The sequence below is a fragment of the Fusicatenibacter saccharivorans genome (genome assembly GCF_027667425.1).
GTDB lineage: Bacteria > Bacillota > Clostridia > Lachnospirales > Lachnospiraceae > Fusicatenibacter > Fusicatenibacter saccharivorans.
On sequence record NZ_JAQEGR010000019.1, the window covers coordinates 38,016 to 62,944 of the forward strand.

Below are 24,929 nucleotides of genomic sequence, written 5' to 3' on the forward strand. Positions count from 1 at the left end.
TAATTTCTTTTACGGATTGCACCGTCCGCACGGCTCATAGCCTTCGGCGATCAGGTCCTCGCGCGGTCCCTGATATGTCGCCTTGTTTTCATCCTTAATCGAGCTGACGCTGGAGCATGACGGCAGGTGGAATTTCATGCTGGATGTGTTCATGACATATTCCTGCTGATCCGTCATCGTTCCGCTGCTTTCGCTTAACGTGCTGTCTCCCGTTGCATAATTAATTGAGATGCCCGGCTGATTGTTGTATGCGAAGATATGGAAGGAAATGCCCTCGCCGTCATCTTCCATGGAAAGTGCCTCCATCTCCACACCGTCCGCTACAAGGTTGTCCCCGATAAAAATTGGTGTAACGCGGTACAGCACATGGTTTCCGGTCTCTTTGACGTAGTCGGCAACCATGTTTTCAAACGGCAGCATGCCCTCGACATTCAGATAACGTGTTCCAGTGATCAGATTCTTCTCGTTTGCATTCTCACCGGTCAGCTGGTATCCGATCAGATGGCAGCGGTTGTACAGATATTTACCTTCCACCTGATCGTATTTTACCGTATGCCAGCCCGTCGGCTTTACCTGGCCGATCACGCCGCGCTTCTCCGTCGGCATCAGATCCTGGCCGATATTCGCCTCTGCCACGCCGCACCGTCCCAGGCTGTCCAGATTGCTGTAATGCTCGTACGACTCGGTCGTCTTTTCCTCATCGGTAAAATCCGGCTCATTTCCGTTTAAAACGACATACGGTTCACCGGAAAACTCCGAAACATCAAGAACTGAAACGGCCGTCGGTGCCTGATCGGTAATCTGGGATTCCGTCATCGTATAAGCGGCCGTAACCTCCGAACCGGAATCTGCTCTCTCCGTCGAGAGAAGATCCTGCGCCTCACAGCCGGTCAGTGTCAGAACAAGAAGCGCCGCCAGCAGCAGAAGCTGTTTTCTTGGTTTTTTCATTTCTCATATACCTCTTTCGTTATTTTCTCATGGGAATAGCCTGCAAACTCCTCCTCGGACACTTTATTCCATTTGGAAAGATCCAGGTCGAATTTCCGGTCAGACGGATAATGCCGGTTCCACCAGAAAACGATGATTTTCTCTATCTTCGCTTCCACAGCCTGCAGTCCCGTATTCTCCACAAAGCAGTATTCTCCTTCGCCTGCCTGCTCCAGAAAATCTGCCGCCGCCTGAAGTGTTACCTTCCCACTCTCCTTCTGCTCCGCGAACAGCTTTTCCGAAGCCGGATTCATCCAGAGCGTTTTCCCCTCACACAGTTCGCAGATTTTTTCCGTTACCACGCGGTCCCGCGAAACGCGTCGTCCGCCAAACTGCATTCCTCTTCGTTCTTCCAGACATACGATTCCAATCATCTGTCATCCTCCCTTCTCTTGCGTGTGCATATCTGAACACCTGACTGCCGTAGATAATCAGATAGCCAAGCCCCTCTCTTGCCCCGATAAACTCTCCGATTACAACACCGACGAGGCACAGGCCGATGTTGACCTTCCACACGGCGAGCAGCCCCGGAAGCGACCACGGCAGCACGACGCGGAACAGCATATCCTTCTTCGTTCCGCCGAGTGTTGCAATCAGGCGGAGCATATCCGGCTCCACACCCTGAAAGCTGCTGTAAATGCTGATCACCGAGCCGAATATCGCAACGGAAATGCCGGCCGTGATGATCGTTTTCACGTTTGCCCCCATCCACACAATGAGAAGCGGGGCGAGCGCCGATTTCGGCAGGCTGTTCAGGACTACCAGGTACGGCTCCATCACCGCAGAAAAGCGCGGAAAGAGCCACAAAAGCACAGCGAACGCCATGCCAAGTGCCGAGACGAGCAGAAAGCTGATTCCCGTCTCATACACCGTGATCCCGATATGGCGCAGAAGGTTCTGCTCCGTCAGCAGGGTCACGAACGTTTTTCCCACCCGCACAGGGCTGGAAAAGATAAACGGATCGATCCATCTCAGATCCGCCGCCACCTCCCATAATACCAGAAAACTGACGAGAAGCAAAGCCCGAAACACCCGCACCTGCTCCCGTTCTCTTTTTTTCTGCCGGAGATACGCCCTCTGAAAGCTGCTCTCCGGCGTTTTTGCCTGCTCACGCATTTTCATTCAGCTCCTTCCAGATGGCATTGAAATACGTTTTAAATTCCGGCGCACTGCGCGCTTTCATCGGCGTGCGCTCCTCCATCGCAAACCGGATCGGAATCTTTTTTTTCACATATGCCGGCCGTGCCGCCAGAACAATCACACGGTCCGCCATGCTGATGGCCTCCGAAATATCGTGTGTCACGAGAATTGCTGTCTTTCCCTCTTTTTTGATGATCTTTCCGATATCATCACAGACGTTCAGCCTCGTCTGGTAGTCGAGAGCGGAAAACGGCTCGTCAAGCAGCAGAAGATCCGGCTCCATCGCCAGTGTACGGATCAGTGCCGCCCTCTGCCGCATACCGCCGGAAAGTTCGGACGGACGGGCATTGGAAAAGGATTTCAGGCCGTATGTCTCCATCATCTCCCCAACTTTTTCTTTCCGCTCGGGTGTCAGCGTGCGCGAAATCTCAAGGCCCAGCAGAACGTTGCTGTAGATGGTCCGCCATTCAAACAGGTGGTCTCTCTGCAGCATGTAGCCGATATGGAGATCCGCCTCCGTGATCGGCCGTCCGCGGCTCAGCAGAGTTCCCGCCTCCGGCTTTAAAAGACCGGAAATCAAGTTCAGGATCGTGCTCTTTCCGCAGCCGCTCGGTCCGACAAGAGCAACAAATTCCCCCGGTTTTACCGAAAAGGTCAGATCGCACAGCGCCGGTGTTTCTCCTTTCATGGTGTGATAGGACAGTGATATATGCTCTAATGACAGGATTTGATCATCCATTTTTTTGCATCCTCCTCTATCTATAAGATATCATATGCAGCTTGCATCCCAGCCGCGCTGAGGCTATAATAGAAAGGATTGAAAGATACCAGGAGGTTTGAAGATACATTATGACCAATAAAAGAAATTACCAGAAGGAGCTGGATGCGAAGATTGCAGGACTTCACGGTGAAGTTCCGACCTTGCTGCTGCACAGCTGCTGTGCGCCGTGCAGCAGTTACGTGCTGGAATATCTGTCGCAGTATTTTTCCATTACGCTCTTTTACTATAATCCCAACATCTATCCACCGACGGAGTACGAGCACCGCGTGGAGGAACAGCAGCGTCTGATCCATTCTCTTCCCGCCGTGCATCCGATTTCCTTCTGCCCCGGACCGTACGATTCTGACCGGTTCTATGAGCTGACACGCGGGATGGAAAATGTGCCGGAGGGCGGCGAGCGCTGTTTTGTCTGCTATGAAATGCGGCTCCGCGAAGCGGCCGAAATGGCAAAGCAGCTCAAACTCGACTATTTTACAACAACCCTCTCCATCAGCCCGCTGAAAAACGCGGAAAAGCTGAATGAAATCGGAGAACGGCTTGCCGCCGAATACAGGATCCCATATCTCAATTCAGATTTCAAGAAACGGGGCGGCTACCAGCGTTCCATCGAACTTTCCCACGAATACGGCCTCTACCGCCAGGACTACTGCGGCTGCGTCTTTTCCCGCCGGGAACGCGACGCACGGGTGGCAGCACAGGAAAATGGCAACAGCTGATGTGCTCTTTGAAGTGTCCGGCCAAAAGCTCCGTCAGGATATGCTGTACGAACTGATTTTCCTGAAACTTGTAACAGCAAACGCCCTTTGCAGCAGATCTTTTTCCTGCAAAGGGCGTTCGTATTTCTGTCATATTTCTCATGATACCAGAAAACCCGCAGAACCTTACGTCCTGCGGGTTTCTAAAGAATAAGCCGAAAATCAGATTCGAACTGACGACCCCTTCATTACGAGTGAAGTGCTCTACCGGCTGAGCTATTTCGGCCTGTGAAATTCATTTTCTGAATGACACAATCATTATTATACCGTATTTTTTTGAAATTGCAAGCATTTTTTTGAAATTTATGAATCTTTTTCTAAAATTTGTTCCGCCCCACTGATTTCCTGCCGTTTTCATCCTTGTTGTTTTCACATCCCTGACGCAAATTTTATGCATAAACTTTGTCCTTGCTTTCAAAAATTAAGGAAAACCATCACTTTTCCTTATAAAAATTAATGTATTTTGAAAGAAAAGCATTGACAACCGCCAAAAAAGTAAGTATAGTTTTTAACTAAAGGAAGAAAGGGGCTGTTGTCATGACCATGCAATACGATAATCTGGAAGACAAGCTCAGTCAGCTTGTAGAGTATACGAAAGATTCCGGAAAGATTGATTTATCTTTATACACTGAGTACGATGTAAAACGGGGACTGCGTGATTCCACCGGTAAAGGTGTTCTCACCGGCCTGACCGAAATTTCCGATGTTATCGGCTTCGATATTGATGAGCGCACCGGCGAAAAAGTTCCGACCGATGGCCGTCTCTATTTTCAGGGCTATAACGTCGCAGATCTGATCAAAGGTATGGAAGGACGACGCTTCGGTTTTGAAGAGATTACCTATCTTCTTCTGTTCGGTTCTCTTCCGACAGAACCGCAGTTAAATGATTTCAACGAAATTTTAAGTATCTACCGCGAGCTGCCGGACACTTTTGTCCGCGACGTTGTCATGAAGGCAACCAGCAAAAACATGATGAATACTCTGCAGCGCTGTGTGCTGACCCTGTATTCCTACGACGAAAAGCCGGATGACATTTCCATTCCGAACGTCCTCCGCCAGGCTTTGAGTCTGATCGCCAAAATGCCGCTGATCGCCGTTTACGGCTACCATGCATACCGCCACTACCACGAAAACCAGAACCTGATCATCCGAAATCCGAAACCGGAGCTGTCGATGGCTGAAAACATTCTGCAGATGCTTCACCCGGATGGAGAATACACTGCTCTGGAGGCAAAGGTTCTCGATGTTGCGTTAATTCTTCACGCAGACCACGGCGGCGGAAATAACTCAACATTTACGACACACGTTGTCTCCTCCTCCGGAACCGATACCTACTCTGCTGTTGCGGCTTCTTTAAGTTCCTTAAAAGGACCGCGCCACGGCGGTGCCAACTTGAAGGTTATGGAGATGTTTGAAAATATTGAAGAGAATGTTACAAACTGGGAAGACGAAAACGAACTGCGCACCTACCTGACCAAAATGCTTGATCGTGAAACATTCGATGGAACCGGTCTTATCTATGGTATGGGCCATGCTGTTTATACCCTGTCCGATCCACGTTGTGTGATTCTGAAAGAATATGCAAAGAAGCTTTCCGCTGAGAAGCACCGCGAGAAAGAATTTGCTCTCTATGAGTCTGTAGAACGCATTGCCGGCGAGTGTATCGCCAAAAAGCGCCGTCTGCTCAAACCAGTCTGTGCAAATGTTGATTTCTACAGCGGTTTCGTCTACGCAATGCTTGGCCTTCCAAAAGAGCTCTACACCCCGATCTTTGCTATCTCCCGTATCTCCGGCTGGTCCGCACACCGGATCGAAGAGCTTGTCAACGAAGGAAAGATCATCCGTCCGGCTTATAAATATGTCGGTCATCATCGTCCGTACGTTGCCATTGAAAGAAGAACCCCAAGAAAGACTTCCCACAGTTTTTCAAATAACTAAAAAATTATGCAAAAAGGACATCTGCCCGTACCGTTCTGGTATCGGGCAGGTGTCCTTTTATTGCCAAGTGATCTCTCGAAAAACCCGCGGAGCGTGCTTCTCATGGTTATAAACAAAACTCTGCGTTATACCCGGATCTTTGTTCCCTTGGTATCTCGTTTTGCCAGCTTAATCTTCGCTGTCAGAGAAATCTCTTTGTCGTGATACGTGATCGTGTAATCCATCCGGCTTGCCAGCAGATACGCATGCTCTACCGCGTCGTCCTCTGCCATACGGATACCACGCACACCAACGGCTGCTTTTTTCTTCTCCGGCACTTCACTCGTAAGGAAGCGCAGGAAGACACCGTTTTTCGTCTGCAGAACCACATACTCCTGCTCCTGGCAGACCTCGGCAAGAATCAGATGGTCCTCCTCGGATGAAAGCTTCGTCGCCGCGATCGTTCGTTTTACGACATCAAACTCGGATCCATCGACAAGTTTTACCATACCGGCCGCGCTGACGAACAGCAGCTTATTGTTCTTGATATTTTCCAGTGCATCGACGTAAATCATCTGCTCCTTCTGGCTGCTGTAATTTCCAAGGTTGTCGATCGGCGTTCCCTTGTCACGGAATCTTCCATACGGGATGTCCATTACTTTGATGCTGTGCATCATGCCAAGATCCGTAAAGACGCAGATCTTATCGGTGTTTTTGCACTGGAACACATATTTGTTCTCGTTGTGCACAGCCTCTTTGTTCCGCTCGTAAGCAGACGTATCGATCGTCTTCGCATAACCGAAGCGGTCCATCAGGAAGACAACATCCATCTCCTCGACCTTCAGCTCCTCAAGAACAATCGCCTCAGCATTCTCAATCGCCGTTTTCCGCTTGTGGCCGTACTCTTTTTTTATCTGCGTCAGATCTTCCATAATAACTTCCGACATCGAGTCGTAATGATTTAAGATATCCTCGTACTTTGTAATCTTCGCCACAGTCGCCTCATGATCTTTTAAGAGTGCTTCCACTTCCAGTCCGATCAGTTTCTGCAGACGCATCTCCAGAATCGCCGTTGCCTGGCGTTCCGTAAAGCAGAGCTGTGCTGCCATACGCTCACTTGACTTTGATTTGAAGCGGATACCATCGGTCACTCCCATAATCAGACACTCTTTGACCTGCTTCTGTGTCTTGCTTCCGCGCAGGATCTCAATGATCAGATCGATCACATCGCATGCCTTGATCAGACCTTCCTGCACCTCGCGGCGCTCCATCTCTTTGCGGAGAAGGTTCTGGTATTTGCGGGTTGCCACTTCAAACTGGAAATCAACGTGATGCTCGATCACCTGTTTAAGGCTTAACGTCTCCGGTCTTCCATCTGCCACGGCGAGCATGTTGACACCGAACGTATCTTCCAAACGTGTTTTCTTGTACAGCAGATTCGTGATCCGCTCCACATCCGCGCCTTTTTTCAGTTCGAGCACGATGCGTGTTCCTTCTTTCGAGGACTGGTTGGAAATGTCGACGATTTCCGGCGCTTTCTTGCTCTCCACAAGCCCCGCCACATCGTTCAGGAACTTTCCGATGTTCGCACCGATCATCGGGTACGGAATTTCGGTGATCACAAGATACTGCTTTCCGTTTCTGCCTTTCTCCACTTCCACTTTTCCGCGGATTTTAATCTTTCCGACACCTTTTTCGTAGATCGACAGCAGGTCATCCTGATTGACGACAATACCGCCGGTCGGGAAATCCGGTCCTTTGATGTATTTCATCAGACCTTTGACGGTGATGTCGTTGTTTTTCATGTAGGCCTTGACCGCATCCACAATCTCACACAGGTTGTGCGGCGGAATGCTTGTTGCCATACCGACAGCGATACCGTCTGCGCCATTCAACAGAAGGTTCGGCACGCGCACCGGCAGAACAGACGGCTCTTTTTCCGTCTCGTCGAAGTTCGGTACGAAATCGACAACGTCTTTGTCGAGATCCTTTAAATAGACCTCCTGTGTAATTTTCTGCAGTCTCGCCTCGGTATATCGCATTGCAGCGGCACCGTCACCCTCAATCGACCCGAAGTTTCCGTGACCGTCCACAAGCGGCTGCCCTTTTTTGAAATCCTGTGCCATTACGACAAGAGCATCGTAAATGGAACTGTCGCCGTGCGGATGGTATTTACCCATCGTATCGCCGACGATACGCGCGCACTTTCGGAACGGCTTGTCGTACTGGATGCCGAGCTCATACATGTCATACAGAGTACGGCGCTGTACCGGCTTTAAACCGTCCCGCACGTCCGGAAGCGCTCGGGAAATGATGACGCTCATCGCATAATCAATATAAGATTTCTGCATGACCTCAGAATATTCGGTCCGTATAATCTGATCTTCTGATTTTTCTTTCATCTTCCTTTGTCCTTCCTGTTAAATATCCAGCTCTGCATCGGTTGCATGCTCATAAATAAATGCTTTCCGCGGCGGAACCTCGGTTCCCATCAGTACTTCCGTCACATCGGAGGCCATACGGGCATCCTCGATCTCCACACGCTTCAAAAGTCTCGTCTCCGGATTCAGTGTCGTCTCCCAGAGCTGCTCCGGGTCCATCTCGCCAAGACCTTTGTAGCGCTGCAGCGTAAATTTTTCTTTGTGTGTCTTTCTGTATTTTTCCAGTGCTTTGTCGTCGTACAGATACTCTTCTTTTCCGCGGGACGGCATTGCCTTGTAAAGAGGCGGCATCGCGATATAGACATGTCCCTCGTAGATCAGCTCCGGCATGAAACGGTAGAACAGTGTCAGCAGCAGCGTTGAAATATGCGCACCGTCGACATCGGCATCTGCCATGATGATAATTTTATCGTAACGGAGCTTTGTGATATCGAAGTCGTTGCCGTAACCCTCGGAAAAGCCGCAGCCGAATGCATTGATCATGGATTTGATCTCGGCATTTGCCAGAACTTTATCAATAGAAGCCTTCTCTACGTTCAGAATCTTACCGCGGATCGGCAGAATTGCCTGGAAATTACGGTCACGCGCCGTCTTTGCGGAACCGCCCGCAGAATCTCCCTCGACGATAAAGATCTCGCACAGCGACGGGTCCTTTTTCTCGCAGTTTGCCAGTTTGCCGTTCGTATCAAACGAATATTTCTGCTTGGTCAGCATATTCGTCTTGGCTTTTTCTTCGCTTCTGCGGATTTTGGCAGATCGCTCAGCGCAGGCAAGAACATTTTTCAGCACTTCGAGATTGCGGTCGAAATACAGCGGAATCTCCTCGCCCGTTACTTTTCCGGCGGCCTTTGCCGCATCCGGGTTGTCCAGCTTCGTTTTTGTCTGACCCTCGAACCGCGGATCCGGGTGCTTGATCGAAATAACAGCGGTCATACCGTTTCGGATATCCGATCCCGTAAAGTTATTGTCTTTTTCTTTTAAGACACCGATCTCTCTGGCATAGCTGTTCATAATCGTCGTAAAGGTCGATTTGAAACCGGAAATATGGGTACCGCCCTCAGCGTTGTAGATATTATTACAGAAGCCGAGCACGTTTTCCTGGAATTCGTTGATATACTGGAACGCACATTCTACGGTAATGCCCTCAGATTCCCCTTTGAAATAAATCGGATCGTGGATTGCCTCTTTATTCTTATTCAGATCGCGCACAAAACCAACAATGCCGTCCGGCTCGTGATACGTCAGGTGCTCCTCTTTTCCATCGCGCAGATCGGAAAAATAAATGGTAAGCGCCGGGTTCAGATATGCAGTCTCATGAAGACGGCTTTTGACCTCTGTTGCGGAAAAACGTGTTTTCTCAAAGATTTCCGGATCCGGCAGGAAGTTGATGCGGGTTCCGCTGTTCTTCGTTTTTCCGATCTTCGGCAGCAGCCCATCCTCATCGAGTTCCTGTACGGCAACACCTCGTTCGTAGCGGTCGTGATAAACCCAGCCGCCGAGGCTGACCTGTACGTCAAGATAGGTAGAAAGCGCATTGACAACCGAAGAACCGACACCGTGCAGACCGCCGCTTGTCTTGTACGCATTGTTGTCGAATTTACCGCCGGCGTGCAGGGTTGTAAAAACGAGACGCTCCGCCGGAACGCCTTTTTCATGCATGCCGACCGGGATTCCGCGGCCGTTGTCGGTCACGGTCGCCGAGCCGTCTGCTTCAAGTGTTACGTGAATGGTGTCGCAGTAGCCCGCAAGATGCTCGTCCACCGCATTGTCTACAATTTCATAAATCAGATGATTCAGGCCTTTCCGCGAGGTACTTCCGATATACATACCAGGGCGCTTACGCACTGCTTCGAGACCTTCCAGCACGGAAATACTGCTGGCATCATACGTTTCTTTTTTTGGCATAACTGTTCTATCCTCACTTATGTGTTACTGTCTTTTTCTCTTAAAAATACTTCTGTCTGTCCCATTTTGGGGGCACAGTATTTTATTATATCATTTTTCTTCCCGGAATAGCAAGATTTTCTTTAGAAGAAAGAATCTCCTCCGTTCATCAGCTCCTTAAAAGAAGTCACGTAGCGGTCTGCTTCCTGCTCCATCTTTGCGCGGTTTCCTTCCCCGCTTCTGTCATACACGCCCACAGCCGCAAATCCGCCCATTTTGGCGCCGCGGATTCCCGTTAGGATATCTTCATATACCACACACGTTTCCGGCGGAAGAGACAGCTTTTCAGCCGCTTTCTCGTAGATATCCGGAAAGCCCTTGCCGCGCTTTACTTCCGAGACGGTGACAAATGCTTTAAAATACTCATAAATCCCATTTCTCTTTAAGGCCGGCTCATACAGCTCCGGGCTCGATGAGGTAGCAACCGCCATGCGGATTCCTTTTTCTTTTAAATAGCGGAGATATTCTGCTGCCCCGTCTTTTAACTCCACTTCATACGTATAGGCGTCGACCGCCATCTGATGCCACTCCTGAATCAGTTCTTCCGGCGTTTCCGGAAAGCCGAACCGTCTGATCGTGTAGCGGGCAGCCTCCAGAAAGCCGAGCGGTGTAATCGCCTCCTGATAATCCGGCGGAACCTCAAGTCCTCTCTTCTTTAAAAATGCAATATCGATGTCATCCCAGACCCGCATCGAGTCGAGCAGTGTTCCGTCCAGATCAAAAATGGCTCCTTTGTACTGTTTCATTTGTCTTCTCCTTCTCTATTCTAATCTTTTTTCTTTCTTTTTAGAACGTATTTCTGTTTTTAGAACATTTGTTTGTTTTATCATACCATAACTGGTAAAAAATGCAAGTAAAATGCGAATTTCGCTACTTTTTGAAATTTTTTAAATTTTTTTCAAAAAACACTTGCATTTTCTCCAGACATCGTGTATTATAAGCGAGTACGGTTCGTTGGTCAAGAGGCTAAGACGTCGCCCTCTCACGGCGAAAACAGGGGTTCGATTCCCCTACGAACTGTTGAAGGTTTCACAGAGTTCCTTCTCTTTTAAAAATTCTGTTCTATATCATATGGTTCGTTGGTCAAGAGGCTAAGACGTCGCCCTCTCACGGCGAAAACAGGGGTTCGATTCCCCTACGAACTGTTGAAGGTTTCACAGAGTTCCTTCTCTTTTAAAAATTCTGTTCTATATCATATGGTTCGTTGGTCAAGAGGCTAAGACGTCGCCCTCTCACGGCGAAAACAGGGGTTCGATTCCCCTACGAACTGCTTTTAAACGGAGCCTGCATGGCTCCGTTTTTTGCTGTGCTGATTTTTTTCTTCCTATCATAAACGCCAGTAAAAAAGCCCGGCAGTTTTCTGCCGGACTTTTCCTTTTTTCTGACAACTCTTTTATTCTGCGTAGATCTTAACCAGTTCTTTCAGCATTGCCATCGTCTTTTCCATCCCCTCAACGGTAATGTGCTCATACGGTCCATGGCATGCATATCCGCCGGTTCCGATGTTCGGGCACGGCAGACCCATGAAGCTTAAGCGTGCGCCGTCTGTGCCGCCGCGGATCGGAAGAACAATCGGCTCCATGCCGGCTCTTCTGGCTGCCTCTTCGGCATTCTCAATCAGATGGTAGCAAGGACGGATCTTCTCAGCCATGTTGCGGTACTGCTCTTTGATCTCCAGTTTTACCGTTCCCTCGCCGTATTTTTCATTCATTGCTTTTTCAATCCGGCGCAGATTCTCTTCTTTTGCTGCAAATTTCTCTGCATCGTGATCACGGATGATGTACTCGGACTCGGCATGTGCCACATCGCCGGACATACTGGTCAGATGATAGAAGCCTTCATATCCTTCGGTATTTCTCGGGGACTCTGCTTCCGGCAGAAGAGACTGGATCTCGCTTGCAACAGCGATTGCATTGATCATCGTGTCTTTTGCTCCGCCTGGGTGGATGTTAAATCCGGTCACCGTGAATTTCGCTCCGGCTGCATTGAAGTTTTCGAATTCGATTTCTCCCTCTGTGCCGCCGTCCACGGTATAGGCAAACTCCGCGTCAAAGCCTGGAACATCAAAAAAGTCAGGGCCTTCACCGATCTCCTCATCCGGTGTAAATCCGATGGAAATCGGACCGTGCGGGATTTCTCCGGCAAGAAGGGCTTCTGCCAGTGTCATAATCTCTGCCACGCCCGCCTTGTCGTCTGCACCGAGCACCGTTGTTCCATCGCTTGTGATCAGCGTTCTGCCGGCCAGGGATGGAAGATGCGGGAATACCGAAACCTCCAGTGTTCTTCCGCTGTCAGCCAGCTTCAGATCCTTTCCGTCATAATTTTCATGTACGATCGGATTTACCGCATGATCTGCAAAATCAGATACCGTATCCATGTGTGCGATAAATCCCAGTTTTGTCTTTCCTTCGTATCCTTTTGTTGCCGGAATTTTTCCATAGACGTAGCATTTATCCTCTACACGGACATCCGATACACCGAGCGCTTTCATTTCTTCTGCAAGCTGGTCTGCCAGGACTCTCTGACACTCGGAAGACGGATGGGTTCCGCTCTTCTCATTGCTCGGTGTCGGCACTTTAACATAATTCAGTAATCTTTCATATGCTTTCATTTTCTTCTTCTCCTTCTTATTTCATCAGCTTCTGGATGGTTTTACAGAGCTCATCCACGGCGCCTTCTTTTCCCTGCCGGATATCCTCCACAACGCAGGATTTGATGTGGCTGGAAAGCAGTACCTTGTTGAAGCTGTTTAATGCAGACTGGATCGCGGATACCTGGGTCAGGATATCGACGCAGTAGCGGTCGCTCTCCACCATTTCCCGTATTCCGCGCACCTGGCCTTCAATTCTCGAAAGACGGTGGATCAGATCTTTGTATTCTTTTTCGTCCCGCACTTTTTTCCGGTCGCATTCACTGCAGTGTGTACAACATTCACCCATGAGGTTTCCTCCTTGTGTTCCGTCACTCTATATACCCCGTCTGGGTATGAATTTATGATACTCTTTTGCCCAGACTTTGTCAATCTTCGATTTTTGCCGCAAGCGCGCCGTACAGCTTCTGGTTTACCAGACTTGCCGCGCTGCACTCCGCCTCCGGCGCGTTCGCCGACGGCTCTCCGCAGAGATCGACCGCGAGCACCTTTCTCCCCGCAAGACAGTCCTTTGCAAGGGACAGCAGCTCATCCACACGCACATTTCCCTGATCCCAGTTCGTATCAAGCTCCTCCTTTGACAGAATGTCCTTATCGACCGACAGATATACCGGAAATGTTCCCGCATGGGATGCAAAAATCTCTTTGATCTTCGCCGCTCCGCTTCCGTCGTCGAGCTCTTCCTGTGTCACAAACCAGACATGCTCCATCGCTTCTGTCTCCCGCACCGACGCCTCCGGCGGGCCGATCACACAGATTCCTTTGATGTTTTGATACGCCCCGGCAGCATCCCGGATCCAGGAACCGCAGGAGAGCACCGGAAGAAGCGCCGGCGGCTGCATATCGGTATGGTGGTCGAATACGGCTAAAAACAAATCTTCTTTTTCAAGTCCCAGCAGCAATTTGCTCATATAGTGATAATTGCCGGAATCCAGAAGGCGGATCCGCGGCAGCTCTTTCGTTTCTTTTTTTCGGCCAAGTTCCGCTTCCAGAAACTGCTCCGTCTCTGGATCGAGATAACCGTCAGTTCCCCGGAGCTCTCTTAGATCCCAGATCTTTCCCGCCTGCTCCCAGGCATATCCTTCGGACTCATAAATTCCGGAAAGGCTAAAACAAAATGGTTTCATCTTCTCTTTTACTCCTGTTATTTATTTAATGGATTCAGCTTTCTTCCCGCCGTCACAAGAAGAACGGCTGATATCAGAAGCTGCAGAACGGCACTCGCCTCCGGCAGATAATGGATCAGCGGATTCTGTCCGTAATTTCCAAGCAGATAGCAGAGCTGTTCCATCTCTCTTCCATTCCCAAGCTGGCGGCTGATGATCCCCGCAAACGAGGTAAACGGATTGAAAAGAAGAAGGTAAATTACACCTCCTACATCAATCTGCTGATAAGCTGCCGTCATCTCCTGCTGCAGCAGTCCTGCGTAGTAGGCAAGCCCCGTGCAGGCGCATATTCCTACGACCAGAAAAACGACAATGACATAGGAAAGAACGGTCGCCAGTGTGGTCCGCTTAAAAACAACCGAACAGAAAATGCCGATACTGCCGACAAAAATCCCGGTCAGAAGAAGGCCTCCCGCCATCAGAAGCAGTCCGCCAAGGCCGATACCGCCGAACACCACAACAAGGGACAGCACCGGCAGTGCCGAAACCGTCAGTATCAGAACAACGCCAAGCGATGCCTCCAGCTTTCCCGTAATGATTCTCCACGGGTTCAGGTTCGTCGTCAGCAGCACATCCAGCGTTTTTTTCTCACGCTCCAGCGAAATGCTTCCTCCCGCAACCGCCGGAACCGAAAGGACAACGAGAATAAACAGAAGATACGTCATCAGAATATAGCAGTTCATCGGAACGCTGTAGCTGACCGGTGCCAGATAGCCAAGCTGGCTGCTCTCCCCGAAATAGCAGACAAACGCAACCACGGCAAGCAGCAGATTGCAGACAAAAATAATCCAGGAAATCCGCGATGACCGCGAGTTCCGCTTCATTTCTTTTTCAAATACAGGATTTAACCGCACGTTTCGTTCCCTCCTTATCCGATCGTGTTTCCGAACGTTTCTGTGTTTCGGCTCTTCTGTTCCGTTTCCCCGGTCAGATGAAAGAACAGGGACTCCAGGCTGTTGTGTTCCCGTGCAAATGAAACCACAAGGATTCCGGCATCCACCAGTTTCTGCAGCAGATACGCCTCCTCCTCCCGGCTTCCCGAAAACCAGGCCGCAATCTTGTTTTCATCCACAGAAAGGCGGCTGACCTGCGGATCCTGCCGCAATAGTTCCAGCGCCTTTGGCACCTGGTTCAGCACAGTGATGCGCAGCGGATTGGAGCTGTCGACCGCAAGCATAATGTTTTCCAGCTTTCCCTGCTGTACCATGACACCTCCGTTGATGACACCGATGCTGGTGCACAGATCTGCTAATTCCGAAAGAATATGGGAGCTGATCAGAATCGTATAATCCTCCCGCGCCAATCGCTGCAGGAGAAGCTGAAAATCCTTTCTCGAACGCGGATCCAGACCGGAATTCGGTTCGTCCAGCACCAGAAGCTTCGGTTTATGGATCATCGCGCGCGCCAGACAGAGCCGCTGCTGTATGCCCCTTGAGAGCGAATCCACCATCTGCTCCTCTTTTCCCGATAGTTCGACCATCTCCAGCACTTCCCGCGCACGGACGGTTCCTGCCCGCCCGTAAATTCCATACGATGCGGCAAAAAATTCCAGATACTCTATCACGTTTAAGTTTTCATAAACGCCAAAGAAATCAGGCACAAAGCCGATCAGGCTTTTCTGCTTCAGAATATTTTTTGTCGTCCGCACGCCGTCCAGCCACAGATCGCCGCCGTCGCTCTTTAAAAGCCCTGAAATAATGCGCAGCGTCGTTGTTTTTCCCGCACCGTTCGGTCCGACAAAGCCGTAAATATCGCCTTTTTTTACTTCCATATCAAGACCGTTCAGGGCATATGTTTTTCCGTATTTTTTGGTCAGTTTCTCAATTTTCAGTATCGGCATTTGGCTCCTCCGCTAACAGGTTCTCCAGATATTGCTCCGGTGGGATCTCTTTCGCCTTTACGATCAGATTCGGTGCCTCATAGTATCCATAATTTTCATGATACTCTTCTCCCTTTTCCTCTTCGGAAAGACGGTACCGCACACGGATCTGGTTGTCCGCATTCACATACTGCGCCTCCAGCGCCGGATCACTCGCAAAATCGATCTCCCAGTCGGAAATTTCATCATACGTTCCCGTCTGAAAATTGTACAGCTCAATGATTCCATTGAAATTCCGGATCTTGGTCCCATCCTCCGTGCGGGCTTTCTCGAAAGCAAGCGAAAGAATGGTTCCCCGTTTTCCTCCCCCGCCGGTTTCTGCCGCCTGGATCTTATCTTCTAACGCCGTCATCGCATACGGCCAGAATGCAGGATCATAGATTCCCTCGGAATCCGGCTGCATCACGCCTTTAGCATACATTCCATACAGACACCAGATGTTGTTGTTTTCAAAGACACCGTTCAGATAATACGTTACTTCTGTTTCCTCTTCCGAGATTCCGCCGGAATTCGGTCCCATTTCAAAGCTTACCGTGTTTCCGCCGTCCCATCCGCTGTACTCCTGCGCATACGGACAGTACACAACGCCGGCCTCTTTCATGTCCACAAACACTTCCTGATAGTAATACGAGATTCCATACGCTTCGTATCCGCTGTCAAGCTGGAACGTATCGTCATTGCCTGCCAGCTTTCCAAAGAAAAGGCAGTTGTCACTCCGGTTCGGCATGTGATTATAGATGACGCCGTCCAGATAATTTTTCTCTATCTCCGGCAGATCTTCTGCCGCACTCCAATTTCCGAAATCCCGCACGCTGTCCGCTTCTATTCCATCCAGCGTGATCGTCTCCCCGTTTTTGATGTCTCCAATGAGGGCACAGTAACCTGGAACGGCGATCACACAGCTCTCCAGATCATAGCCTGTCTTATTTTCCACGGTTCCGCTGATCTTCTGATCCCAGAAATGAAACGTGCCTTTCAGTCCTTCGCCTTCGTCCAGCGTTTCCATCCGCTGCATGCCGAACTCATTCAGGGCAAATGCAGCCTGATTGGAAATTTCTGCCCTGTTTTTCTGTTCTCCGAAACTGATCTCCGTCTTTTCATATTCCGCATCCTCCGTTTCCGGCTGTGCCGTGCTGTTGGACATATAGTCCATACGGTTGTACGTCACCAGATCGTAGGACGGATCCAGATACAGCTCATAGGAAGCATTGTACGGCGCCTGTGCACAGAAATTAATGTAATCTTTCTGGTATGTATCGTACTGCCAGATTTCTCTTACATACGTCAGCACCGGGGCCTTGAGCCTCGTGCTCTGGCCAAACAGACTGATCAGCATAACAAAGACGGCCGAGCAGGCACAGATCGCCCCCCAGAGATACTGACGTTTTCCTGTTTTTTTCAAAAAGAAATACAATCCCGGCCCTGCCAGAACCAGATAGACCAGAATCAGGCCGCCGTACAGCACCGTATTCGGACGGTTCCGGATCCTAGTGTTTTCCAGAAGATCGGAAATCGTATAGTATTTCTGATAATTCGTATTTCGTTTTGCCAGAAGGCGGCTGGTGGTCTCTTCGTCCAGAATATTTTTCAGAAAATCTACCGGCGCTTCTTTAAACGCACTGCGCTGGCTTTCCGCAAATGTCTCGTTTCCCGAAAAGGTAATCAGAAGACCTCCCTCTGCCTGCCAGAGATCAATTTCTTTCTGGATTGTCTCATCCAGTTCTTCTTTTGACTGCTCCAGAAGGATCAGCACATCCGGCGAATACGACTCCGCAAGCCCGACAAGCTCCTCTGCCCGGACAGATGCAGCTTCCACCTCATAAATCCCGTCGTTCAGCGTAACTCCATTCAGCTGCTGCCCGTAATTAGTTTCTTCTTCCACAACGCAGACTTCCACCTTGGACTGGAAGAAGCCTTCACTCGAAATCGTTTCTTCCCGACTGTACACCGTGTCCCTCTGGCTGTTCTCCAGGCACAGGACACAAAAAGACGTATTTTCCACCAGAAGCCCTGCCGAAAAAGTCTTTGTAACGGTTCCGTTCGCCGGAATATAGATTGGAAAACGGTACGTAAAAAGGCTGTTTCTTCCATCGCCCGACCGCTTGACCCCCAAAAACAGTTTTGAGAGAATGCCTTCTCCACTGTTTCTGCGGTAAATCGATTCCGCGGCGTTTTTTATCTGAAAAACAAAGTATCCTTCAAATTCAACAGCGCTCTCATTTGTGATTGTCACACGAATCGGTACGTGATTCCCATCCTGATAGTTTCCTTCGAATCCATAAGAAAAATCAATCTGGTATTCCCCTGCGTAGCTGTTGGCAAGAAGCTGCTTTTCTTTCCCGTCGCTTCTTCCGCCATCCGACGGCGTGTTCTGATAAAGTTCTGTCCGCGTTGTCATCGCAGACACCCTCTGAACTCCCGCCAGAAGCAGAATCAGCAGCAAAATACCGGACAGACAGCAGATTTTGCTTCTTCTTTTCCTGTTCATCGCTTTTCGTCCTCTTTCTTCCCCTTTGGCATTCCGACCGGCAGTTCCACCTCAAAGACGGTTCCCTGCAGATCACTTTTTACCCGCACCTGTCCGTGATGCAGTTCCGCAATCTGCTGTACAATCGCAAGTCCAAGTCCCGTCCCGCCGGTATCGCGGCTCCTCGACTGCTCTGTCCGGTAAAATTTCTGGAAAATATGATCCAGTTCCTGTTTTGGAATGATCCGTCCGTAGTTAATGACACGCGTGACCACATATTCGCCCTCTTTTTCCATTGAGACGCGGATCTGTTTTCCCTCTTTTCCGTATTTGACAGCATTGTTCAGCAGATTTCCAAAGAGCCGTGCCAGCAGCTCACCGTCCGCCTCGAGAAAAATCGCATGTTCCGCATGCAGAAATTCCACCTGAAGCTCATTTTTCACAAAAGACGGCGTCATCTCGTCGAGCATCTGCTCCATCAGCTGCACCAGATCAAGTTTTCCGAGATGCAGCTGCATCTCTTTGTGCTCCAGCTTGACGAATCCAAACAGTTCGTTCGTGAGCTGCTCCAGACGGAGTGCTTTCTGATAGGCAATATCGATATAATGATTTCTCGTCTCCTCATCCAGATCCGTCCGCGTGCGCACCCAGCCGAGATAGCCGATAATCGAAGTCAGCGGCGTACGGAGGTCATGTGCCACGGATGAGACGAGATCGTTTTTCGTATGCTCCGCGATCCGTTCCCGTTCCATAATTTCCTTGATATTCTGCTGCATCGTATTTAAGTTCTCCGCCATCACAGAAAACTCGTCATTTCCCTTTACCTCGATCGGATGATCAAAATCCCCTGCTGATATCTCCTTTACCTTTTCCAGAATCTTCCCAATGTATCGGATGGTTTCGCGCATCAGGAAATAAAAGGTCAGGCAGAACGAAAGCAGCGCAGCCGCCGTCAGAATCATCGTCCGCACCGATGGGCGGAGGCCTCCCGGTCCGATCCAGGCGCTCCGGTAACCGATGTTCATCAGTCCATTGCCGAAAAAGGTCAGAATCCCGTCGGTAAGCGTCACTACAAGCACCGTGACAAGTGCACTTACAATCAGATCAAAGACCATCCTCTGGCTGAAGTTTTTTATAAAATCAGGCTTCAATTTTGTATCCCACTCCCCAGACTGTTGTAATAATCTTATCTTCTCTTGTGTCGTCTTTCATTTTTCCGCGCAGACGGCGGATATGTACCATAACCGTGTTGTTCGCCTCATAGAATTTTTCATGCCAGACGCGCTCGAAAATTTCGTCTGTACCGAACACGCGGCCCGGGTTGGAGGCCAGCAGATACAGAATATCAAATTCGATCGGTGTCAGCTTGATGCTTTCTCCGTAGCAGACAACCTGATGGGTTACCTTGTTGATTTCCAGATGCTTTAAGGAAATCACTTCCTGGCGCTCGTGCGGCTTCGACGGATTCAGTTCGCGGTAGCGGCGGAGCTGGGATTTTACACGCGCCATCAGCTCCAGCGGATTGAACGGTTTTGCCACGTAATCGTCTGCTCCCGTTGACAGACCGACGATCTTGTCGATATCCTGCGTTTTGGCACTTACCATGATGATCGGAATGTTGTTCGTCTCCCGGATGCGGCGGCACATCGCAATACCGTCCATATCCGGCATCATCACATCGAGCAGCACCAGGTCGATTTTTTTCTCCTCCAGAATGCGGAGTCCCTCTTTTGCACTGTACGCTTTTAATACCTGAAATCCATCGCTGATCAGATAAATTTCCAGCAGATCCGCGATTTCTTTTTCATCATCCACAACTAAAATATTTGTTTCTTCCACATCGTTTCCATCCTCTCTGTTTTTAACTACCGTAATGGTACCATGAATATTCAAAAAAATCTTTACTTAATTCTTACGTCTGTATTATCTATTATAAAAAGAAAAGCCGCCTTCCACAAGAGGCCGCTTTTCTTTTCTTCTTATATTTTTTATCTTCGTACTGCGCGGCGGTATACCACAAGAGAAACCGCTGCGGAAATGACCTCTGTGATCCAGAAGGCGTGCCATACGAAAACGCCGCCTCCCAGATGGGACAGCAGGTAAGCTGCCGGGAGAATGACAATGACATTTCGGCAGAGGGAAATGATCAGGGAAGATCCACCTTTTCCGAGTCCCTCCAGCGCACCGGAGGATGTGATGGAAACTGCCGAAATCAAAAAGCCCGCGCTGATGCGTGTCAGTGCCTGTCCGCCAAGACGGATGGTCTCCGGATTGCTGCTGAACAGTCCGATCAGCTGTTCCGGAATGGCAAGGCAGATGCCGGTTCCAATAAGCATGATCACCGCACACATAATCAGGGTGATCTCATAAATCTTCCGCACACGCTTATGCTCGCCTGCGCCGTAGTTGAAGCCGATAATCGGGCGCATGCCCTGTACAATGCCGTTTGCTGTCAGATAGATGAACGTCTGCAGCTTGTAGTAAATGCCGAGCACGACAACGTAGCTCTGGGAATACACGGCCAGGATTCCATTCAGTGCGGAAATCAGAAGAGACGGCAGCGCCAGGTTCAGGATCGCCGGGACGCCGATCGCATACAGTCTTCCGACCAGATTTTTTCCTTCTTTTAAATATTCCGGATGGATTTTGACCGAAATCGGGCGGATCTTGTAAATGATCCAGTAAATCACGACCGGTGTCACCTGACCGATGCCGGTTGCAAGCGCCGCACCCTCAATTCCAAGACGCGGGAACGGTCCGATTCCGAAAATAATGAGCGGATCCAGAATGATGTTGACAATACAGCCGACCATCATACCGGTCATCGTCACTTTCATCCGGCCGACTGCCTGAAAAACCTTTTCAAAGTAAAGGTTTGCCATGATTGCTATGGTAAACAGAAAGATAATCCGTGAATACCGGACACCAAGATCGATGACAGTTTCGGAAGAAGAAAACATCCGCAGGAAACGCTCGATGACCAGAAGGCTTCCGATCGTTAAAATAACCGCATGCAGCATGGTAAGGGCAAGGCCCTGTGTTGCAGCACAGCCGGCTGCCTTTTTGTCACCCGCTCCCAGATAATACGAAATCACCGCATTCAGTCCGATTCCAAAACCGATGGCAACGGCATTTACAAAATTCTGTACCGGATAAACCAGGGAGAGCGCCGTCATGGCATCTTCGCTGATCTGTGCGACAAAGAAGCTGTCCACAATGTTATATAAGGAATTGACCAGCATCGAGATTACCATTGGAAGCGCCATCGAAACCAGCAGTGGAAATACTGGCTTTTCTTTCATAAAGTTTTCGTTCATTATTACCTCCATTTGTGATCTTTTCTGTTGGTGGGCTTACGTGCAGGCACGGACTTTGCTCCATTGCCACAAAAAAAGCCACGCAATTATCTGCTTTCGATAATTGCGTGGCGAAAAGAACTTTATTACAAGTTGAAAAATCCACACCAAGTTTGAGAGCAATATACCACACTTTGCCCGGGCTTGTCAAGATTTCTCCTGTAACTTTTTTTATTCTACATTTTTCAGTGCCTCGTCCATCGGAATCTTTTGGATGTGGCGGAACTGCAGCACAGCGATAACAGCATACGCCGCAAGGCCCATCAGATACATTTTTCCGTAAATTGCCGGATCAATATAGTATGTCAGCCAGCCGCTGTACTCGGAAAGCATAATGACATAAATCTGGCGGATCAGCGCGGAGGCAATGATCAGGCTGACACCGATTGAGACGATCACAACCCAGGTTGTCGCCGTCAAATACAGACTCAAAATTTCCCTGTTCTCGTAGCCGAGAATCTTTACCATCGAAATCGAAGTCGTATTCTTCTCGATGATCAGCTTCGTCAGCAGATAAATCAGCAGCATGAACAGTACAATCGAGAAAACATTGATCAGCTGGAACATTTCTCCCATCGACACATTGAGCTGCCGTGAAATCTTTGTCATATCATCTTCCGTAATTTTCGTCGCGATATACGATTCCTCCAGGTCCGTGATCGGCTCGTTAGAGAAATAGCCGTTAAAGTAGTCCTCTGGATGATCGAATTCCTCGCAGAAGACATCCATCTGCAGAAATACCGCAAGGGCTCCCGGGTAGGCATAAATGCTTTTTACTTCAAAGCTGTACGTTTTGTCCTCATATGGCTCTTTCAGTTCCAGTGTATCGCCGACTTTCATTCCATATTTTTCGGCATAACCGTCGGAAATCGTCACGCCGTCCTCAAACAGTTCAGCGGAAACATATTTGCTGTCTTTCTGAATTCCATATACCGAAATGCTCTCGCCCTCCCGGTTTTTCGGAATATTTTTCAGCGATGTAAGAGCAAACGTTTCCACGCCTTCCGTATTTGTCTTCAGCGATGGCGTCAGAAGTTTCTGCACAATTCCCATCAGCGTGTACTCATCATCCTCATCGATCGGATCCGGAACATTTAAAATATACTGGTAATCTGCCAGCATATTTTCCACCGCCTCCGTCTGGTAATGTGACAGCAGCGGTTTCATCATCATACCGAACAGCAACAGAATATTGGCAAATACGATACCGAGAAACAGGGTAAAGTAACTCGATTTGTTCTGCAGCAGGATCCGCAGACGAAACCGCGAGAAGAACCGGAAGTTCGGAAGACGCACCGCATGGCTTTTTCCTTTCTTTGCAAAATCGTGGCGCAGAAAACGCAGCGGTGACAGACGCAGACGGCCGGAAATCAGCACCGCGTTGATCACAAACATCAGAATTGCCGGAATTACGGTCGTGAGCAGAAATGCATTGGCATTCCACCGCGTCTGATATGTCGGCAGACTGTAGCTTCCATAATACATACCGGCGCAGATATCTTTAAACACGGTGTATCCCAGAATATTTCCAATCACCGCCGACAAAATCGTAATCAGTACCGGCAGGGACAGATAATGCAGCAGAAGTTCCCGTCTCGTATAGCCGGATGCGCGCAGCGTTCCGATCACCGACGCTTCTTTTACAATCGTATTGTTTGTCGTAACTGCAAAAATGAACGCCATGATGGCAATCAGGATGTACAGCAGTACCTCCACCATCACCTTGTCACCGCCCATATCGTCGCCGGTAAATTTGATTGCCTGATTGCCGTAGCGCGGCAGATAACCCGTCAGCGAGGAATGAGCCGCCAGAACCTCGACGAAATCATCGGACCATTCTTTTTCCTCGTTTTCATCTTTCGGTTCCGTATCATATTTCCAGGAATAGCAGTATTTGATATGGTCATCGGTAATGGCATCATACCCTTCTTCGGTCATGATTCCCACACCGAATTTAACCGCATCGAACATCATGTCACTCGAATTGCTGAACAGCGCACTGTAATCCGAAAGTGCCACAAGACCGGTAACCGTCAGTTCTTTTTTATCAACCGAGATCACATCACCGACCTGCAGGTCATTATTGTCCGCATACATACGGTCAATTGCAATTTCATCCTTCTGCTGCGGCATTTCGCCTTTCATCAGGCAGACCAGATTGACCTCTGTTCTGTTTTTAAAAAGACGGATCGTGCTCTCTGGTTCCGAATCCAGATCCGTGTCGGCATCTTCGTCTTTATAGAAATTCTCGTAAATCGTTACCTTCTCTTTTTCCAGCCGTGTTCTCTGGTTGTCGGTGAGCTTCTGTTCTGTTGTAAAATTTCCGTTTTCCACGTTGTATTTTTCAAAGCTTTCATCGTAAGCATACAGCATGCTCTCATCCGCAACGAGAAAACCGGACACAAAGCCAATCGTCGCCGTCATAAACAGAAAAATAACGAGATATTTTCCAATATCGTTCTTCAGTTCCCGCAGCAGGCGTTTTCGTAATGGATTTTTCATACTTCCACCCCGCTTTACCAGTCCAGATCGCCGGCGGCGATTTTGGTCTCATTGACGTAGTTTTTACGGATCTGGCCGTCGCGCAGACGAATCACGCGGTCCGCCATGTTTTTGATCGCATCATTGTGTGTTACCATGATGACGGTGTTGCCGTACTTCTGATTGACGTCCTCGATCAGCTTCAAAATTTCTTTTGAAGTATGGTAATCGAGTGCACCTGTCGGCTCATCACAGAGCAGAATGCTTGGATTTTTGATGATAGCTCTTCCGATTGAAGTACGCTGCTGCTGACCGCCAGAGAGCTGGTTCGGCAGCTTGTCGCGGTGGTCATAGAGCCCCAGTGTCTTTAACAGATCGTTGATGTCGAGCGGATGATCGCTTAAGTATGCGCCAACTTCCATATTTTCTTTCACCGTCAGGTTTGGAATCAGATTGTACATCTGGAAAACGTATCCTAAATGTTTTCGTCTATACCGTGTCAGCGTTTTTTCATTCATATCCTCAATTTTTTCGCCTTCAATCACGATCGAACCGCTGTCCGCCTCGTCGATTCCGCCGATAATATTCAACAGTGTCGATTTACCGGAACCGGATGGACCGAGGAGAACACAGATTTCACCTTTTTCCACAGAAAACTGAATTTCCTTTAAGACCTCCACACGGCTTTCACCGGTTCCAAAACTCTTCTTCAGGTTATTAATCTCAAGAAACATAACTTTCCTCCCTGCATCTTTTTTCCTGAGTGTGTAAGAGTCTGTTTTGTGTTAGACTCTTCTAACCCCATAATACTGCTTTTTCTGTGAAATGAAAAGCGCTGTTAATGAGTATTTTTTCTCATTAGCAGCGCTCTTTCTTTTATTTTTTAACAGTAAAAAACCATCGGATCTCTCCGATGGTTTTTCCGATATACCTTCAAAACCGCATACACTACACATCTATCATTC

General features: G+C 49.1%; 20 protein-coding genes and 4 tRNA genes. 5 read left to right on the forward strand and 19 right to left on the reverse strand.

The genetic code is table 11. The features are described from left to right. Positions 1-9: 9 nt before the first annotated feature. From PGS38_RS15290 to PGS38_RS15305, 4 genes are read right to left on the reverse strand one after another with little or no spacing between them, the layout of a single operon-like run. Positions 10-948, reverse strand: coding sequence for a DNA/RNA non-specific endonuclease (locus tag PGS38_RS15290; RefSeq protein ID WP_118594537.1), 939 nt, complete (start codon positions 946-948; stop codon positions 10-12). Beyond that, positions 945-1,361, reverse strand: coding sequence for a hypothetical protein (locus PGS38_RS15295; protein WP_055217698.1), 417 nt, complete (start codon positions 1,359-1,361; stop codon positions 945-947). The genes PGS38_RS15290 and PGS38_RS15295 overlap by 4 nt, the downstream gene beginning before the upstream one ends. Further along, positions 1,258-2,103, reverse strand: coding sequence for an ABC transporter permease (locus PGS38_RS15300; protein WP_117812857.1), 846 nt, complete (start codon positions 2,101-2,103; stop codon positions 1,258-1,260). Before PGS38_RS15300 ends, PGS38_RS15295 begins: the two co-directional genes overlap by 104 nt. Further along, positions 2,096-2,866 carry an ABC transporter ATP-binding protein gene (locus tag PGS38_RS15305; protein WP_118594538.1) on the reverse strand — a complete coding sequence of 257 codons (771 nt, stop codon included), beginning with the start codon at positions 2,864-2,866 and terminating at the stop codon, positions 2,096-2,098. The genes PGS38_RS15300 and PGS38_RS15305 overlap by 8 nt, the downstream gene beginning before the upstream one ends. Before the next feature lie 110 nt (positions 2,867-2,976). Between PGS38_RS15305 and PGS38_RS15310 the strand changes: the two genes are divergently transcribed. Beyond that, positions 2,977-3,624 (forward strand): epoxyqueuosine reductase QueH, encoded by a 648-nt coding sequence (locus PGS38_RS15310; protein WP_118594539.1) that lies wholly within the window; start codon positions 2,977-2,979, stop codon positions 3,622-3,624. A 192-nt stretch (positions 3,625-3,816) separates the two neighbouring features. On the opposite strand, the gene PGS38_RS15315 is transcribed toward PGS38_RS15310, so the two are convergent. Then, positions 3,817-3,889, reverse strand: a tRNA-Thr gene (locus PGS38_RS15315). Between the two features lie 311 nt (positions 3,890-4,200). Here PGS38_RS15315 and PGS38_RS15320 point away from each other — a divergent pair. Continuing rightward, a complete protein-coding gene (locus PGS38_RS15320) occupies positions 4,201-5,601 on the forward strand; it encodes a citrate/2-methylcitrate synthase (RefSeq protein WP_118594540.1) in 1,401 nt (466 codons plus the stop codon). A gap of 125 nt (positions 5,602-5,726) precedes the next feature. Here the strand turns inward: PGS38_RS15320 and PGS38_RS15325 are convergent, their stop codons facing one another. The 3 genes from PGS38_RS15325 to PGS38_RS15335 form a co-directional block, all read right to left on the reverse strand. Beyond that, positions 5,727-7,982 (reverse strand): DNA gyrase/topoisomerase IV subunit A, encoded by a 2,256-nt coding sequence (locus PGS38_RS15325; RefSeq protein WP_270476404.1) that lies wholly within the window; start codon positions 7,980-7,982, stop codon positions 5,727-5,729. Between the two features lie 18 nt (positions 7,983-8,000). Then, on the reverse strand, positions 8,001-9,926 hold the full coding sequence (locus PGS38_RS15330) for a DNA gyrase/topoisomerase IV subunit B (protein WP_117805360.1): 1,926 nt from the start codon (positions 9,924-9,926) through the stop codon (positions 8,001-8,003). 122 nt (positions 9,927-10,048) lie between these two features. After that, entirely contained in the window at positions 10,049-10,711 is a 663-nt protein-coding gene (locus PGS38_RS15335; RefSeq protein WP_118641145.1) for an HAD family hydrolase, read from the reverse strand. A gap of 202 nt (positions 10,712-10,913) precedes the next feature. Here PGS38_RS15335 and PGS38_RS15340 point away from each other — a divergent pair. From PGS38_RS15340 to PGS38_RS15350, 3 genes are all read left to right on the forward strand, one after another. Then, positions 10,914-10,985 (forward strand) — tRNA-Glu (locus PGS38_RS15340). A gap of 53 nt (positions 10,986-11,038) precedes the next feature. Further along, a tRNA-Glu gene (locus tag PGS38_RS15345) sits at positions 11,039-11,110 on the forward strand. Between the two features lie 53 nt (positions 11,111-11,163). Next, positions 11,164-11,235: transfer RNA gene (locus PGS38_RS15350), tRNA-Glu, on the forward strand. Positions 11,236-11,358: 123 nt separating this feature from the next. Here PGS38_RS15350 and pepT read toward each other — a convergent pair. The 11 genes from pepT to PGS38_RS15405 form a co-directional block, all read right to left on the reverse strand. Further along, positions 11,359-12,576 carry a peptidase T gene (gene pepT, locus PGS38_RS15355; RefSeq protein ID WP_055217684.1) on the reverse strand — a complete coding sequence of 406 codons (1,218 nt, stop codon included), beginning with the start codon at positions 12,574-12,576 and terminating at the stop codon, positions 11,359-11,361. A 16-nt stretch (positions 12,577-12,592) separates the two neighbouring features. After that, positions 12,593-12,904, reverse strand: a complete 312-nt coding sequence (locus PGS38_RS15360; protein WP_022463104.1) for a metal-sensing transcriptional repressor — start codon at positions 12,902-12,904, stop codon at positions 12,593-12,595. A gap of 79 nt (positions 12,905-12,983) precedes the next feature. Next, positions 12,984-13,742, reverse strand: a complete 759-nt coding sequence (locus PGS38_RS15365) for an arginase family protein (RefSeq protein WP_055228568.1) — start codon at positions 13,740-13,742, stop codon at positions 12,984-12,986. A gap of 17 nt (positions 13,743-13,759) precedes the next feature. Further along, on the reverse strand, positions 13,760-14,635 hold the full coding sequence (locus PGS38_RS15370) for an ABC transporter permease (RefSeq protein ID WP_055217680.1): 876 nt from the start codon (positions 14,633-14,635) through the stop codon (positions 13,760-13,762). A 14-nt stretch (positions 14,636-14,649) separates the two neighbouring features. After that, positions 14,650-15,615 (reverse strand): ABC transporter ATP-binding protein, encoded by a 966-nt coding sequence (locus PGS38_RS15375; protein ID WP_118594582.1) that lies wholly within the window; start codon positions 15,613-15,615, stop codon positions 14,650-14,652. After that, a complete protein-coding gene (locus tag PGS38_RS15380) occupies positions 15,602-18,148 on the reverse strand; it encodes a hypothetical protein (RefSeq protein ID WP_118594569.1) in 2,547 nt (848 codons plus the stop codon). Before PGS38_RS15380 ends, PGS38_RS15375 begins: the two co-directional genes overlap by 14 nt. Further along, positions 18,145-19,278 (reverse strand): sensor histidine kinase, encoded by a 1,134-nt coding sequence (locus PGS38_RS15385; RefSeq protein ID WP_055228565.1) that lies wholly within the window; start codon positions 19,276-19,278, stop codon positions 18,145-18,147. Before PGS38_RS15385 ends, PGS38_RS15380 begins: the two co-directional genes overlap by 4 nt. Further along, on the reverse strand, positions 19,268-19,966 hold the full coding sequence (locus PGS38_RS15390) for a response regulator transcription factor (RefSeq protein ID WP_022462401.1): 699 nt from the start codon (positions 19,964-19,966) through the stop codon (positions 19,268-19,270). The genes PGS38_RS15385 and PGS38_RS15390 overlap by 11 nt, the downstream gene beginning before the upstream one ends. A gap of 149 nt (positions 19,967-20,115) precedes the next feature. Next, positions 20,116-21,444, reverse strand: coding sequence for an MATE family efflux transporter (locus tag PGS38_RS15395; RefSeq protein WP_118594570.1), 1,329 nt, complete (start codon positions 21,442-21,444; stop codon positions 20,116-20,118). 210 nt (positions 21,445-21,654) lie between these two features. After that, positions 21,655-23,985 carry an ABC transporter permease gene (locus tag PGS38_RS15400; protein WP_118594571.1) on the reverse strand — a complete coding sequence of 777 codons (2,331 nt, stop codon included), beginning with the start codon at positions 23,983-23,985 and terminating at the stop codon, positions 21,655-21,657. 14 nt (positions 23,986-23,999) lie between these two features. Then, entirely contained in the window at positions 24,000-24,698 is a 699-nt protein-coding gene (locus PGS38_RS15405; protein WP_117802463.1) for an ABC transporter ATP-binding protein, read from the reverse strand. Positions 24,699-24,929: the final 231 nt, after the last annotated feature.

Bases quoted from the DNA above. Each gene is read 5' to 3' on its own strand.
- PGS38_RS15290 (WP_118594537.1), bottom strand. From the start codon at position 948: ATGAAAAAACCAAGAAAACAGCTTCTGCTGCTGGCGGCGCTTCTTGTT.
- PGS38_RS15295 (WP_055217698.1), bottom strand. From the start codon at position 1,361: ATGATTGGAATCGTATGTCTGGAAGAACGAAGAGGAATGCAGTTTGGC.
- PGS38_RS15300 (WP_117812857.1), bottom strand. From the start codon at position 2,103: ATGCGTGAGCAGGCAAAAACGCCGGAGAGCAGCTTTCAGAGGGCGTAT.
- PGS38_RS15305 (WP_118594538.1), bottom strand. From the start codon at position 2,866: ATGGATGATCAAATCCTGTCATTAGAGCATATATCACTGTCCTATCAC.
- PGS38_RS15310 (WP_118594539.1), top strand. From the start codon at position 2,977: ATGACCAATAAAAGAAATTACCAGAAGGAGCTGGATGCGAAGATTGCA.
- PGS38_RS15320 (WP_118594540.1), top strand. From the start codon at position 4,201: ATGACCATGCAATACGATAATCTGGAAGACAAGCTCAGTCAGCTTGTA.
- PGS38_RS15325 (WP_270476404.1), bottom strand. From the start codon at position 7,982: ATGAAAGAAAAATCAGAAGATCAGATTATACGGACCGAATATTCTGAG.
- PGS38_RS15330 (WP_117805360.1), bottom strand. From the start codon at position 9,926: ATGCCAAAAAAAGAAACGTATGATGCCAGCAGTATTTCCGTGCTGGAA.
- PGS38_RS15335 (WP_118641145.1), bottom strand. From the start codon at position 10,711: ATGAAACAGTACAAAGGAGCCATTTTTGATCTGGACGGAACACTGCTC.
- pepT (WP_055217684.1), bottom strand. From the start codon at position 12,576: ATGAAAGCATATGAAAGATTACTGAATTATGTTAAAGTGCCGACACCG.
- PGS38_RS15360 (WP_022463104.1), bottom strand. From the start codon at position 12,904: ATGGGTGAATGTTGTACACACTGCAGTGAATGCGACCGGAAAAAAGTG.
- PGS38_RS15365 (WP_055228568.1), bottom strand. From the start codon at position 13,742: ATGAAACCATTTTGTTTTAGCCTTTCCGGAATTTATGAGTCCGAAGGA.
- PGS38_RS15380 (WP_118594569.1), bottom strand. From the start codon at position 18,148: ATGAACAGGAAAAGAAGAAGCAAAATCTGCTGTCTGTCCGGTATTTTG.
- PGS38_RS15395 (WP_118594570.1), bottom strand. From the start codon at position 21,444: ATGAACGAAAACTTTATGAAAGAAAAGCCAGTATTTCCACTGCTGGTT.
- PGS38_RS15400 (WP_118594571.1), bottom strand. From the start codon at position 23,985: ATGAAAAATCCATTACGAAAACGCCTGCTGCGGGAACTGAAGAACGAT.
- PGS38_RS15405 (WP_117802463.1), bottom strand. From the start codon at position 24,698: ATGTTTCTTGAGATTAATAACCTGAAGAAGAGTTTTGGAACCGGTGAA.